Below are 15,676 nucleotides of genomic sequence, written 5' to 3' on the forward strand. Positions count from 1 at the left end.
GCAATTAATATTGTAGTTTAACTTGTTGTTATGAGGATACTATGACGCAATCATCATTGTTCGTTCGTCGTGTGTTAATTAGTGTATTTGATAAATCTAACATTTTGGAATTTGCTCAATCATTAACTGAACGGGGCATTCAATTATTATCGACTGGAGGTACGGCGCAAGTATTAGCTGATGCTGGATTACCAGTATTTAAAATTTCTGATTATATTGAGTTACCTGAAATAATGAATGGACGTATTAAAACGTTACATTATAAGATATATGCTGGAATTCTTGGTAGGCGAGGATTAGATGATGCTATTATGAGGCAATATAATATTCAACCAATTGATATGGTAGTGATTAACTTTTACTCGTTTAATAATTTGTTAACGAAAAATAAAACGTGTTCTGAAGAAGAAATATTAGAATATATTGATATTAGTGGTCCAAGTATGGTAAGAGCAGCTGCAAAAAATTATAGAAATGTAGTTACTGTAGTTGATAGTGATAATTATGAAAAAATTTTAGACGAAATTAATCACTGTAATGGACTGCTCAGCTTAAAGACCCGTTTTCATTTAGCTGTAAAAGCATTTAAATATGTTGCTGAATATGATAATACAATTTCTGATTATTTTAGTTATCAGCTACGGAATAATCGTTGTGTTACCATGACTGATGAGGATAATTATGATGAACTTTCTCATCGTTTTCCTAAAAAATTAACTTTTATGAATCTTAAATTCACCAAAAAACAAGATATGCGTTATGGAGAAAATCCGCACCAACGAGCAGCATTTTATGTAGATACATGTGCGAAACAAATAGGATCTGTTGCTACTGCTCGTCAATTACAAGGAAAACCATTGTCTTATAATAATGTTTTAGATATGGATACGGCTTTGGAATGCGTAAAAATGTTTGATAAACCAACTTGCGTAATTGTTAAACATACTAATCCATGTGGGGTTGCTACTTCCAATACAATCAGCTCAGCATATGTTAAAGCTCATCAATCAGATCCTATTTCTGCATTTGGAGGAATTATTGCTTTCAATAGATCTTTAGATAAAAATACAGTTCAAACAATCGTTAAGCAACAATTTGTAGAAGCAATTGTGGCGCCAAGTATTGATCGAGATTGTCTTGAAATTTTATCTGGTAAAAAACACATACGAGTGTTGGAATGCGGTATGTGGACTTTGAGAAAACCAGATATAGATTTTAAACGTATTAATGGAGGGTTATTGATACAAGATCATGATGTTATGACAGATTTACATTGTCTAGAAACAGTGACTATTCGTCAGCCAACAGATGAAGAGGTAAAAGATGCATTGTTCTGTTGGAAAATAGTTAAGTTTGTTAAATCTAATGCAATTGTTTGCGGCAAAAATTATCAAACAACCGGAATTGGTAGTGGTCAAATGAATCGAGTGCATGCGGTAAAAATAGCTATTTCTTTTAAAGAACAGAGTATGCTGAATATTCAAGGATCAGTGATGGCTTCTGATGCTTTTTTCCCTTTTCCTGATGTTGTACGTATCGCGTCTAAAGTAGGTATTAATTGCATCATACAACCAGGAGGATCTATTCGGGATCAGGAAATTATTAAAACTGCCGATAGATATGGTATCTCGATGATTTTTACACGTATCCGTCATTTTAGGCATTAATTCTTCAAAATACGATTTTAGTAAGATTTATTTTTTCATATAAATACTAGTTGCAAGGTTTGCATTTATATATAGATGACCATATATAAATTTGGTAGTGATATTTATTTGTATTAAACTAATTTTAAGAGTTATTGGCAAAATATGCTTTAATGTTGCATTGAAGTATTATTTGAATAGTTTTGATTAATTAATGCGTACGTTACTTTAGATTATATTATTAATATTATAAATAATTTATATCAAAAAATAACTGATCTCTGTTTCAGAGATCAGTTATTTTTTGGTTGGTGTGACGATTAATTTATTTATTTTTTATTTATATTTTATAGGGGTTACAGATATAAGATTTTTATATACTGACTTTATACAGTCAAGTATTTATCTTAAAAATTTAAAAATTATGTCACTTATATTTAAGTGTTTAAAATATACTAAATCATATTTTTTATATATATTACTAATTATTTAGTATGATTTATTATTTTTCAGTCTATAACAATTATTATGTATTAGTATAATTATTTATTACAGTTAAAAATTATAAAGTTTATGTAGCGTTTAACAATTCAGTTAAGTTTGCTGATGCTTCATCTGCTGTAATTTGAGAAGAAATATTTGTTGCTGTTTTAGACTTGTCTATTTCATTTTTATTTTTATTATTGAGATGACGACGGTGATGCATACGTTCTTGATGGTAAGAGTAACCAGTCCCGGCTGGAATTAGTCTGCCAACGATAACGTTTTCTTTAAGACCACGCAGTTCATCCCTTTTCCCAGCTACAGATGATTCGGTTAATACACGTGTTGTTTCTTGAAAAGATGCCGCAGAGATAAATGATTCTGTAGCTAATGATGCCTTGGTTATTCCTAATAAATTGCGTATGAAACTTATTTTTATTTTTCCTTCATTTTCTAGTTTTCGGTTAGCAATTCTAATACGTGAATATTCAACTTGTTCACCTACTAATAAATCAGAATTACCTGATCGAATGACAGTAGCTTTACGTAGCATTTGCCGCACAATGACTTCTATATGTTTATCATTAATTTTTACTCCTTGCAAACGATAAACATCTTGCACTTCATTGACAATATAGTGAGTTACTGCATGTACCCCACGCAATCTCAAAATATCGTGAGGAGATTCTGGTCCGTCAGAAATAATATCTCCTCGATCTACGTATTCACCCTCAAAAACATTAAGATGACGCCATTTTGGAATCATTTCTTCATAAATATCTTCATTATCATTGATGGGGGAGATCATCAGGCGACGTTTTCCCTTTGTTTCTTTTCCAAAAGAAATTGTTCCGCTAATTTCTGCTAAAATTGCTGATTCTTTTGGTCGACGTGCTTCGAATAGGTCTGCAACACGTGGTAACCCACCAGTAATATCTTTAGTACCACCGCTTTCATGTGGTAATCTTGCTAATGTATCTCCACAAATAATTCTTGATCCATTAACTAATTGAATCACACTTCTACCAGGCAAAAAATATTGCACCGGAACATCTGTGCTTGGAAGAAAAATATCGTAACCATTAACATCGACTATTTTTAATGTGGGTCTTAAATCTTTAGCCCCGCTTACACGTTCAGAGGTATCCAATACTACAATAGAGGTTAATCCTGTTAACTCATCAGTTTGTTTAACAATACTTTGCCCATCTACCATATCAACAAACTGAACAAATCCACTTACTTCTGCAATTACTGGCATAGTATGCGGATCCCAATAAGCTACTATTTCTCCATGTGTTACTTCTTCTCCATTTTTTTTTGTTATTATAGCACCGTAAGGTACTTTATAGCTTTCTTTAGTACGAGAAAATTGATCAATAATTTTAAGCTCGGTGTTACGAGATGTGATTACTAATTTTCCTTCTCCATTTATTACAGATTTAATATTTTTTAAGTGAACAGTGCCTTTATTTTTAATTTGAATGCTTGACTCTGAAGCAGATCTAGAGGCAGCTCCACCGATATGAAAGGTACGCATTGTTAATTGTGTACCTGGTTCACCTATAGATTGAGCTGCAATGACGCCAATTGCTTCTCCTTTATTTACAAGTTGACCTCTAGCCAAATCTCGGCCATAACATTTTGCACATACGCCAAAGTCAGTGTCACAGGTTACAACAGATCGCACTTTAACAGTATCAATTGAATGTTCATCTAAAACATCACACCAATGTTCGTTTAATAAAGTATTACGTTTAATTAATACTTTAGTATCTTCATTAGATTCTAAAATATCTTCTGCTAAAACTCGGCCTAATACACGCTCTCGTAGGGGTTCTTTTACATCTCCTCCTTCAATGACAGGACTCATTATGATACCGGAAAATGTATTACAATCATCTTGTGTAATTACTAAATCTTGAGCTACATCTACTAGACGCCGTGTTAAATAACCAGAGTTAGCCGTTTTTAAAGCGGTATCAGCTAATCCCTTACGGGCTCCATGTGTAGAAATAAAATACTGCAATACATTTAGTCCTTCCCGGAAATTTGCGGTGATCGGTGTTTCAATAATAGATCCATCTGGTTTTGCCATTAAACCACGCATACCGGCAAGTTGACGTATTTGTGCTGCTGACCCACGTGCTCCAGAGTCTGCCATCATAAAAATATTATTAAATGATGCCTGTACTTCTACTTGTCCATTCCGATTTGTTACAGTTTCGGTGGCTAAATTATCCATCATTGCTTGTGCCACTCGTTCATTAGCCGCAGCCCATATATCAATAACTTTATTGTAACGTTCACCTGCTGTAACTAATCCAGTCTGAAATTGTTCTTGTATTTCTGCTACTTCAGATTCTGCTTCATCAATTATATCAGCTTTTTTCAAAGGAATAATCATATCATCAATACCGACAGAGGCTCCAGAACGAGCAGCGTATGCAAATCCAGTATACATGATTTGATCGGCCAATATAACGGTAGCTTTCAACCCGAGTAAACGATAGCAACTGTTTAACATTGTAGATATAGCTTTTTTTCCTAATACTTGATTGACTAATATGAATGGCAGTCCTTTGGGTATAATCATCCAAAAAATAGCACGTCCTATTGTACTATTAACAATATTTGTTTTTTCTAACCATTCTCCATTTTTTTCATATTCATATTCAGTAATACGTATTTTAATGCGAGCATGTAGTTCAGCTAAACCTAGACGATATAGACATTCTGCTTCTTTTGGTCCAGTTAATATCATTCCTTCTCCTTTAGAATTTGCACGCTCGCGTGTCATATAGTATAAACCTAATACTACATCTTGAGATGGAACAATAATGGGCTCTCCATTAGCAGGAGATAATATATTGTTGGTAGACATCATTAAAGCTCTAGCTTCTAATTGAGCTTCTAGTGTTAACGGCACATGTACTGCCATTTGATCTCCGTCAAAATCAGCATTATATGCAGCACAGACTAATGGATGTAATTGAATAGCTTTTCCTTCTACTAATACCGGTTCAAAAGCTTGAATTCCTAATCTATGTAATGTGGGAGCACGGTTTAACATTACTGGATGTTCTCGAATTACATTGTCAAGAATATCCCATACTACTGCTTCTTCTCTATCTACCATTTTCTTAGCAGCTTTGATAGTGCTAGCAAAGCCCTGTAACTCTAATTTCCCATAAATAAATGGTTTAAATAACTCTAAAGCCATTTTTTTTGGTAGTCCACATTGATGTAATTTTAAATAAGGACCAACAGTAATTACCGAACGGCCAGAATAATCAACACGTTTCCCTAAAAGATTTTGACGAAATCTACCTTGTTTACCTTTAATCATATCAGCTAAAGATTTCAAAGGGCGTTTATTAGAGCCAGTAATTGCGCGACCTCTACGTCCATTATCCAATAATGCATCTACTGCTTCTTGAAGCATCCTTTTTTCGTTACGTACTATAATTTCTGGAGCGGCTAAATCTAATAATCGTTTTAATCTGTTATTTCTGTTAATCACACGACGATATAAATCATTTAAATCGGAAGTAGCAAAACGTCCTCCATCTAATGGAACTAGTGGTCTTAAATCTGGAGGAAGTACTGGCAATACATTTAGAATCATCCATTCAGGTTTATTTTCAGAATATATAAATGCTTCAATTAATTTTATACGCTTTGTTATTTTTTTACGTTTAGTTTCAGAATTACTGTCTTCTAATATTTCTCGTAGAAATTCGCATTCGTTTTTTAAATTTTTATTTTTTAATAAAATTTGAATGGCTTCAGCGCCCATTTTTGCTTCGAATTCATCTCCAAATTCTTCTAATGCGTCTAAATATTCCTCTTCGGTTAAGATTTGGCGACATTCAAGGCTAGTCATACCATTTTCGATTACCACATAGGATTCAAAATACAGAACACGTTCGATATCACGTAATGGCATATCTAGTAATAAACCAATACGTGATGGTAATGATTTTAGAAACCAAATATGGGCAGTAGGAGAAGCTAATTCAATATGCCCCATACGCTCTCGTCGTACTTTGCTTTGTGTCACTTCCACTCCGCATTTTTCGCAGACTACTCCACGATGTTTTAGACGTTTATATTTACCACATAGACACTCATAGTCTTTAATAGGACCAAAAATTCGTGCGCAAAATAAACCGTCTCGTTCGGGTTTGAAAGTGCGGTAATTAATAGTTTCTGGTTTTTTTACTTCACCAAAAGACCAAGATCTAATCATATCTGGAGAAGCAAGCGCAATTTTAATCGCATTAAATTCTTCTATTTGAGTATGTTGCATCTTAAAAAATTTAAGTAAATCTTTCACGGAGAGCCTTTATTAGAGTTATATTTGTTGAATGTATAAATATTATATGAGTATATAATAATAAATTTATTATATAGATTTTAAATTTAAATATTAATCTTCTAATTCAATGTTAATTGCTAAAGAACGAATTTCTTTTAATAAAACGTTGAAAGACTCGGGCATACCAGGGTCCATTATATGATTCCCATCAACAATATTTTTATACATTCTAGTACGTCCATTTACATCATCTGATTTCACTGTTAACATTTCTTGTAGGGTATACGATGCTCCATAAGCTTCCAATGCCCATACTTCCATTTCACCGAAACGTTGCCCACCAAATTGAGCCTTTCCTCCTAATGGTTGTTGTGTTACTAAACTATAGGACCCGGTAGAACGTGCGTGCATCTTATCATCTACTAAGTGATTTAATTTCAACATGTACATATAACCTACAGTAACTTTTCTTTCAAATACTTCTCCTGTGCATCCATCAAATAATGTAATTTGACCAGAAGTTGGCAATCCAGATAATTCTAAAAGATCTTTAATTTCCTTTTCTGTAGCTCCGTCAAATACTGGAGTAGCAATGGGTATTCCTTTCTTTAAATTCTTAGCTAATTGTAATATTTCTTCGTCTGAAAATTTGTTAAGATCAATGTGTTGCCGCAATCCTTTTCCTAAATCATATGCTTCTTGAATAAATTTTCTCAATTGATTTATTTCTTTGTATTTTTGTAACATGAAGTTTATTTTATCTCCAATACCTTTCGCGGCCATACCAAGATGGGTTTCTAAGATTTGACCAATATTCATTCGGGATGGTACGCCAAGAGGATTGAGTACGATATCTATTGGTATTCCATTCTGGTCATATGGCATGTCTTCAATAGGATTAATTTTTGAAATTACACCTTTATTTCCATGTCGCCCTGCCATTTTATCTCCAGGTTGTATTTGACGTTTCACGGCTAAATATACTTTAACTATTTTTAATATACCAGGAGCTAATTCATCTCCCTGAGTAATTTTACGATGCTGAATTTCTGTTTTTTTTTCAAACATACGTTTTAAATTAAAATATTGTTTAGTTAATTGGGATAGTTGGTATTGTTTTTTCGTGTCTGATAGTATCAGATTTAACCAAGAATTACGGTTAATTTTAATTAATTTTTCTTTTTCGATCCCACTCGTAATTAATATATCATAAACTCGATCAAATAAGGCTGATTCAAAAATTTGGAATTCTTCGTTTAAATCTTTTTTTACTTGTTTTAATTTATCAGATTCAATCGTTAATGATCGGTTGTCTTTTTTAACACCATCTCTAGTAAATATTTGTACATCAATTATAGTACCGCATACTCCATTAGGAACTCGTAAGGATGAATCCTTTACATCGGAGGCTTTTTCGCCGAAAATAGCACGCAGTAGTTTTTCTTCTGGTGTTAATTGAGTTTCTCCTTTAGGCGTAACTTTTCCAACGAGAATGTCTCCTCCTATTACCTCTGCTCCGATATAAATAATCCCAGATTCATCTAGTTTAGATAACGCCGTTTCTCCTACATTTGGAATATCAGCTGTAATTTCTTCAGGGCCTAATTTAGTATCACGGGATATACAGGTTAATTCTTGGATATGTATACTTGTAAATCTATCTTCTTGTACTACACGTTCTGAAACTAACATTGAGTCTTCAAAATTGTATCCATTCCAAGGCATAAAGGCAATTCGCATATTTTGTCCTAAAGCTAACTCTCCTAAATCAGTAGATGGCCCATCTGCTATTACATCTCCACGTTCTATTGATTCTTCTAAAGACACACAAGGTCGTTGATTTATACAAGTATTTTGATTTGATCGAATATATTTTATTAAGTGATAGATATCAATTCCTGATTCTTCATCATGTGTTTCGTTTTTATTAACATGTATTATAATACGTGATGCATCTACATATTTAACGATACCACCACGTTTAGCTATTACGGTGACACCGGAATCTATGGCAACTGCACGTTCCATTCCAGTTCCTACTAATGGTTTTTCACTGCATAAGACAGGAACAGCTTGACGTTGCATATTTGCACCCATAAGAGCACGATTGGCATCATCATGTTCTAAAAAAGGAATTAATGAGGCAGCAACTGATACTATTTGTTGTGTAGAGACATCCATGTAATCAACTTGATCTTTTTTAAAAAGACCAGATTCACCTTTATTTCTACAGGTTACTAAATCGTTAACAAATTCTCCTATCGAGGATAAGTTTGTATTTGCTTGAGCGATAACAAAATTACTTTCTTCGATTGCAGACAAATAATGAATATCATTACTGACGACACCATTTTGAACTTTACGATATGGAGTTTCTAAAAATCCGTATTCATTAGCTCGAGCGTATACAGATAATGAGTTAATTAGACCTATATTTGGTCCTTCTGGAGTTTCTATGGGACAGACTCGACCATAATGTGTAGGATGGACATCACGTACTTCAAATCCTGCACGTTCTCTAGTTAAACCTCCTGGCCCTAAGGCGGATATGCGACGCTTGTGGGTAATTTCTGATAATGGATTATTTTGATCCATAAATTGAGATAATTGACTAGAAGTAAAAAATTCCCTTACTGCAGCTGAAATTGGTTTAGCATTAATCAAATCTTGAGGAGTTAACGTATCTAAGTCACCTAAAGATAATCGTTCTTTTACTGCACGTTCTACCCTAACTAATCCGATTCTAAATTGATTTTCTGCCATCTCGCCTACAGATCGAATACGTCGATTGCCTAAATGATCAATGTCATCTATATCTCCCTTACCATTTCTAATATCGATTAGTTTTTTAATTACATCAACAATATCGTCTTTTTTTAATATTCCTAAATCTTCTATTTTTACTCGTTGCAATGAACGATTGAATTTCATTCTACCTACAGCAGACAAGTCATAACGTTCTTCTGAGAAAAATAAGTTTTCAAACAAATATTCAGCGGCTTCTTTAGTTGGTGGTTCTCCTGGACGCATTACACGATAAATTTCTATTAATGCGTCAAATCTATTGGTGGTTGTATCAATACGCAAGGTTTCAGAAATATAATTACCATAATCGAGATCATTGCTAAATAATGTTTCTATGGACTTATATCCTGATTGAATTAAGTTATGTAATACATCAGCGGATATTTCTGTATTAGCTGAAACAATAAGTGTATTCGTATTTTTATCAACATAGTCTTTTATAACAACTTTACCAAGTATATAATCTATGGGTATTTCAATTTTTGAAATATTGTCTTTTTTTAATTGATGAATATGCTTAGCGGTAATACGACGTCCTTTTTTTACATATGTAATGTCATTGACAACAATGTCAAAAGATACTGTTTCGCCACGCAATCTTTCAGGTATTAGATGCATATATAATGTGTTATTTTGAATTTCATATATTACTTTATTAAAGAATATATTTAAAATTTGATCAGTAGTATAATTTAAAGCACGCAATATCACTGTTACTGGTAATTTACGTCGTCTATCAATTCGTACAAATAAATTATCTTTCAGATCAAATTCAAAATCTAACCAAGATCCTCGGTATGGGATAATTCGTGCATTATATAATACTTTTCCAGAGGAATGTGTCTTACCTTTATCACTGTCGAAAAATACGCCAGGGCTTCTATGTAATTGAGATACAATGACTCGTTCAATGCCATTAATAATAAAAGTACCGTTATCGGTCATAAGCGGAATTTCACCCATATATACTTCTTGCTCCTTGGTATTTTTTATTATGTTATTTAATCCATCACGTTCATAAATAATTAAACACAGACGTACACGTAACGGCGCTGAAAATGTGATACCACGTGTTTGACATTCTTTTACGTCAAATGTAGGCTCTCCTAATCGATATTTAATATATCTTAGCTCAGCATTACCGTTATAGCTTTTAATAGGGAAAACGGATCGAAAGGCTGCTTCTAGTCCACATTGCCTTTCTGGATCATGCCTAATAAATTTTTGAAAGGAATCAAGCTGAATAGAAAGAAGATATGGAATATCTAAAACTTGAGGACGTTTTCCAAAGTCTTTACGAATACGTTTCTTTTCAGTATAGGAATACACCATAAAGTTCCTCGATTAGTTAATATGGATGATTTTTTCAAGAAATAAGTTAGCCACTATATAAATAACATATAGTGAGTATATATTCTATTTTAGACGTAGACTGATATATATAAAAATATTTGTGTGCTTTTGCAATTGAAATATATACAACATCGAGACATCATAATTTTATGTTGTTTAAAATTAAACATCGTTTTATTTTAATAAAACAAGGTCCATATAGCTAATAACTAATAATTTATTATTATTGATTTATTTTTACTTAATTTCAACAGTTGCACCTGCTGTTTCTAAAGTCTTTTTTAAAGTTTCAGCATCACTTTTATTTATTGATTCTTTTAAAATTACGGGTGCAGATTCTACTAATTCTTTTGCTTCTTTTAGTCCTAGCCCAGTAATACTGCGTACAGTTTTAATGACGGGAATTTTGTTACTACCAATAGCAGTTAAAAAAACGTTAAATTCAGTTTGTTCTTTTACGACTGGCTCTGATACATTAGGTTCAACAGTGGCTAACGAAGCAGCAGACACTCCAAATTTTTCTTCTATCATGGAAGTTAATTTAACTATTTCCATAACAGACATATTGGAAATAGCATCTAAAATTTGTTCTTTTGTGAGAGACATAAAAATTTCCAAAAATATAAAATATTAAAGAGAATTACATAATCAAATTATAATTTAATAAAAATATTTATAATATTTTTATTAAATTATAATTTGATTTTTTGATTAGATAATACGTATAAGACTCGTATTAAATTTCCCGTACTACTTGTTTTCATAATTGTCATTAATCTGGAAATAGCTTCTTCATGATTGGGTAAATCAGATAATAGATTAATTTTCAATGCGGGAATAAATTTACCTTCAAAAGCCGCACCCTTTATTTTAAAATGCTTATGACTTTTATTAAATTTTACGAAAACACGCGCAGAATCACGAGGTTGATGTACAGAAAACGCGATAATGTTTTGTCCAGTTAAAATATCTTGCAAACATGAAAAAGACGTATTCTTTATTACTTTCCGCATTAACGTATTACGAACAACATGTACGCAGACTGCAAGATCACGCGCTTCTTTTCGTAAATTGGTTACTTCATTTACAGTAACACCATCTAGAGAAGCTACTACTGCTGACAAAGATTTTTTAGCTGTTTCGTGTATTTTACAAACAATTGCTTCTTTTTTTTGCAGGCTTAATGCCATAAAACAACACCTTGATTTAATTTAATATATATTTACTACATATTAGCAATATTAACTTCAGACATAAATATAGAGAAAGATAAATATTTATGTTAGAGATCGCAGTACTAAAATGTTAAACGAAATGTTTTTATAAGAAAATTATTTTCTTTATAAGATGAAGTAAGAAAGCATATGACCTTATTTCATCGTAACGATAACTGTGTTACAAATATTATATCGCACGTTTAACATTCATCAAATCATTTTAGATAAAATTATATAATTTAAATTAAAACCTAATATATTTAAAACTGCAATCATAAACACACCAACCTGACAGAGTTTAGACTAATTTGTAAATCATGTAAAGAATCTATTAATAAAAACATATGAATGTCACAGTCAATGTGTAATATACAGAGTATTTTGATCAATAGATATAGATTTACTCATAGTGGTAGAAAGGGTTATCTTTTTAATATATGTTCCTTTAAACATAACTGGTTTAGCTTGTTTTAAAGATACTATTAATGCTTCTAAATTTTCCTTTAGTTTTATGACATCAAAATTAATTTTACCAATGGTAGAATGAATAATGCCATTTTTGTCATTTTTGTAACGTATCTGCCCTAGTTTAATATTTTTAACTGATTCTTCTATATTATTAGATATAGTGCCCATTTTAAGATTTGGCATTAAACCTTTAGGTCCTAAAATGGGGCCCAATTTACTTACTATATGCATTACATCAGGAGATGCGATAACTACATCTAGTCGGTATTTTCCTGTTTTTATTTTATCAGACAAATCATTTAGTCCAACTAAATCAGCCCCAGCATTTTTAGCTAATAAAATATTATCTCCTTGTGTAAAAACAGCAATATGAATATCACGACCAATACCATGTGGCAAAATTACATGGCTGCGTACGTTTTGATCAGATTTACGTGCATCAATTCCTAGATTAATAGCGACATCAACACTTTCAATAAATTTAACTTTTGTAATTTTTTTTAATAATTGCAATCCATCAATTGCAGAATATTGTATAGATGTATCTGCGTAATTTTGCGTTATACGCATTCTTTTGCTTAATTTACCCATATTTTTATTAATCTTCCACTTTTAGCCCCATAGAATGAGCTGTACCTATGATAGAACGTGATATTGATTCTATATTAGAACCTGTCATATCAACAGCTTTAATTTTTGCAATTTCATAAATTTGAGTACGTGATACTTTACCAATATTTATTGTATTTGGTTTTTCGGATCCAGATTGAATACTTGCAGCTTTTTTTAATAATATCGAAGCGGGAGGGGTTTTAGTAATAAATGAAAAAGAACGATCGGTATAAACAGTAATGACGACTGGAATCGGTAGTCCTGTTTCGAGTTTTCCAGTTTTTGCATTAAATTCTTTGCAAAATTCCATAATATTAACGCCTTGTTGGCCTAAAGCGGGTCCAACAGGAGGACTAGGATTAGCAGCTCCAGCGGAAATTTGTAGCCTAATATAGGCTTGTACTTTTTTTTTAACCATATTCATTGTCCTAGCAATAAAGTTAATAATATTTTGTTTTTATTTATATTCGTTATTATGTAACTGTAGATAGAAAATAATAACCATTTTTATCGTATACATTCAAATGTGTAATTCTTGTAATATATAATTTTGTATAATTAAGATTTTTCAACTTGAGAAAAATCTAATTCTACCGGAGTAGCTCGTCCAAAGATAGAAACTGATACTTTTAAGCGATTTTTTTCATAATCTACTTCTTCTACTACAGCATTAAAATCAGAAAAAGGGCCATCGCTAACTCGGATAAGTTCTCCAGGTTCAAATAATGTTTTGGGACGGGGTTTATCTCCTATTTGCTGTAGTCGATGAATAATGTCATTAACTTCTTTATCCCCAATAGGAGCAGGCTTATCGCATGTCCCTCCAACGAAACCCATAACACGTGGAACACTTTTTACTAAATGCCAACTAGAATCATTCATTATCATTTGTACTAATACGTAACCAGGAAAAAATTTACGTTCGCTTTTTCTACGTTGTCCAGCTCGCATTTCTACTACCTCTTCTGTTGGGATCATGATTTCACCAAACATTGTGTCCATATTGTGTAGTTTAATGTACTCACGTAAAGAATGAGCTACACGATTTTCAAACCCAGAAAACGCTTGAATAACATACCAATGTTTTTTTAAAATATCAGTCATATTATAACCTCAGACTAAATGATATCAGATGGACTAAAATAGTATCTAATCCCCATAATAATAATGATATGACTATAGTCACTCCTATTACAATTAAGGTAGTATTGAATCCATCTCGGTAAGTAGGCCACACTACTTTTCGTAATTCAGTGCGTGAATCATTTCCAAATATAACTATTAGTTTTCCTATTTTAGTGGTTGAAGCAATGTACGTAACAGCAGTAATGATAATAAAAATTACTGCGCCTCTCACGAAAGCATTATAATCACGGTATAAGTAGTTTCCAATGATAGACGTGGATACTAATCCTATAATACTAATCCATTTAGTTACTTCTAATATATACGTATTTTTTTTATTTTTATTTTCTATATGCATACCAACACATTACTACATTTTTATAAATATAACTATAATACAACTGTATTTGTCACATTGTGCAATTAAGATATAATTTTAGATACAATTCCAGCCCCTATGGTACGGCCGCCTTCTCTAATAGCGAATCGAAGGCCATCATTCATAGCTATTGGAGAAATTAAATTAACAATCATTTTAATATTGTCTCCAGGCATTACCATCTCTACTCCTTCTGGTAATTCAATGGTGCCAGTGACATCTGTGGTACGAAAATAAAACTGAGGACGATAACCTTTAAAAAATGGCGTGTGTCTTCCTCCTTCATCTTTATTAAGAATATATACTTCTGATTCAAAATGAGAATGAGGTTTGATATATCCAGGCTTAGATAATACCTGACCACGTTCTACTTCATCACGTTTAGTGCCACGTAACAAAATACCAACATTTTCTCCAGCACGTCCTTCGTCTAATAACTTTCTGAACATTTCTACTCCAGTGCATGTGGTTTTTATAGTATTTTTTATACCGACAATTTCCATTTCTTCTCCTACTTTTATAACACCACGTTCAATACGGCCCGTTACGACTGTACCTCGGCCAGAAATAGAAAAAACATCTTCAATGGGTAATAAAAATGGTTGGTCTACAGATCGTTTGGGCTCTGGAATATAATTGTCTAATACATCTGCTAATTCTAAAATTTTATTAGACCATATTTCTTCTTCCTCTAATGCTTTTAAAGCAGAACCACGAATAATTGGTGTATTATCTCCTGGAAAGTCATATTGGGATAGTAATTCTCGCATTTCCATTTCAACTAATTCTAATAATTCTTCATCATCAACCATATCGCATTTATTCATAAATACAATTATGTGAGGAACTCCCACTTGCCTGGCTAATAAAATATGCTCACGAGTTTGTGGCATAGGTCCATCAGTGGCAGCTACTACTAATATTGCTCCATCCATTTGTGCAGCCCCAGTAATCATGTTTTTTACATAATCAGCATGACCAGGGCAATCTACATGTGCGTAATGTCGATGTGCAGTATCATACTCAACATGGGAAGTATTTATGGTAATTCCTCGTGCTTTTTCTTCCGGAGCATTATCAATTTGATCGAAAGCACGTGCACATCCGCCATAATGTTTAGATAAAATAGTAGTTATAGCGGCGGTTAGAGTAGTTTTCCCGTGGTCTACATGACCAATGGTTCCTACATTAATATGTGGTTTTATGCGTTTAAATTTTTCTTTGGACACTTCTAAACTCCTTAGATCTTTTATAGTTTTTTCAAAAA

10 protein-coding genes are annotated in these 15,676 nt (G+C 32.5%); 1 reads left to right on the forward strand and 9 read right to left on the reverse strand.

Annotated features, from left to right (window positions below; translation table 11 throughout):
• The first annotated feature begins 41 nt into the window (after positions 1 to 41).
• Positions 42 to 1,667 (forward strand): bifunctional phosphoribosylaminoimidazolecarboxamide formyltransferase/IMP cyclohydrolase, encoded by a 1,626-nt coding sequence (gene purH, locus M9400_RS00345; RefSeq protein ID WP_250232467.1) that lies wholly within the window; start codon positions 42 to 44, stop codon positions 1,665 to 1,667.
• Positions 1,668 to 2,217: 550 nt separating this feature from the next.
• Here the strand turns inward: purH and rpoC are convergent.
• The 9 genes from rpoC to tuf all read right to left on the reverse strand — a co-directional run bounded on the left by rpoC (position 2,218) and on the right by tuf (position 15,638).
• A complete protein-coding gene (gene rpoC, locus M9400_RS00350; RefSeq protein ID WP_250232468.1) occupies positions 2,218 to 6,468 on the reverse strand; it encodes a DNA-directed RNA polymerase subunit beta' in 4,251 nt (1,416 codons plus the stop codon).
• 93 nt (positions 6,469 to 6,561) lie between these two features.
• Positions 6,562 to 10,587 carry a DNA-directed RNA polymerase subunit beta gene (gene rpoB, locus M9400_RS00355; protein ID WP_250232469.1) on the reverse strand — a complete coding sequence of 1,342 codons (4,026 nt, stop codon included), beginning with the start codon at positions 10,585 to 10,587 and terminating at the stop codon, positions 6,562 to 6,564.
• A gap of 258 nt (positions 10,588 to 10,845) precedes the next feature.
• Entirely contained in the window at positions 10,846 to 11,214 is a 369-nt protein-coding gene (gene rplL / locus M9400_RS00360; RefSeq protein ID WP_250232470.1) for a 50S ribosomal protein L7/L12, read from the reverse strand.
• 86 nt (positions 11,215 to 11,300) lie between these two features.
• On the reverse strand, positions 11,301 to 11,798 hold the full coding sequence (rplJ, locus tag M9400_RS00365) for a 50S ribosomal protein L10 (RefSeq protein ID WP_250232471.1): 498 nt from the start codon (positions 11,796 to 11,798) through the stop codon (positions 11,301 to 11,303).
• A 384-nt stretch (positions 11,799 to 12,182) separates the two neighbouring features.
• Entirely contained in the window at positions 12,183 to 12,884 is a 702-nt protein-coding gene (rplA, locus tag M9400_RS00370; RefSeq protein ID WP_250232472.1) for a 50S ribosomal protein L1, read from the reverse strand.
• 7 nt (positions 12,885 to 12,891) lie between these two features.
• Positions 12,892 to 13,323 carry a 50S ribosomal protein L11 gene (gene rplK, locus M9400_RS00375; protein ID WP_250232473.1) on the reverse strand — a complete coding sequence of 144 codons (432 nt, stop codon included), beginning with the start codon at positions 13,321 to 13,323 and terminating at the stop codon, positions 12,892 to 12,894.
• A 140-nt stretch (positions 13,324 to 13,463) separates the two neighbouring features.
• Positions 13,464 to 14,009: a transcription termination/antitermination protein NusG gene (nusG, locus tag M9400_RS00380; RefSeq protein WP_250232474.1), complete on the reverse strand. Its 546-nt coding sequence runs from the start codon at positions 14,007 to 14,009 to the stop codon at positions 13,464 to 13,466.
• 1 nt (position 14,010) lies between these two features.
• Entirely contained in the window at positions 14,011 to 14,388 is a 378-nt protein-coding gene (gene secE / locus M9400_RS00385; protein ID WP_250232475.1) for a preprotein translocase subunit SecE, read from the reverse strand.
• A 65-nt stretch (positions 14,389 to 14,453) separates the two neighbouring features.
• Entirely contained in the window at positions 14,454 to 15,638 is a 1,185-nt protein-coding gene (tuf, locus tag M9400_RS00390) for an elongation factor Tu (RefSeq protein WP_250232476.1), read from the reverse strand.
• Between the last annotated feature and the right edge of the window lie 38 nt (positions 15,639 to 15,676).

The organism is Blochmannia endosymbiont of Camponotus sp. (assembly GCF_023586085.1).
Taxonomy (GTDB): Bacteria; Pseudomonadota; Gammaproteobacteria; order Enterobacterales; family Enterobacteriaceae; genus Blochmanniella.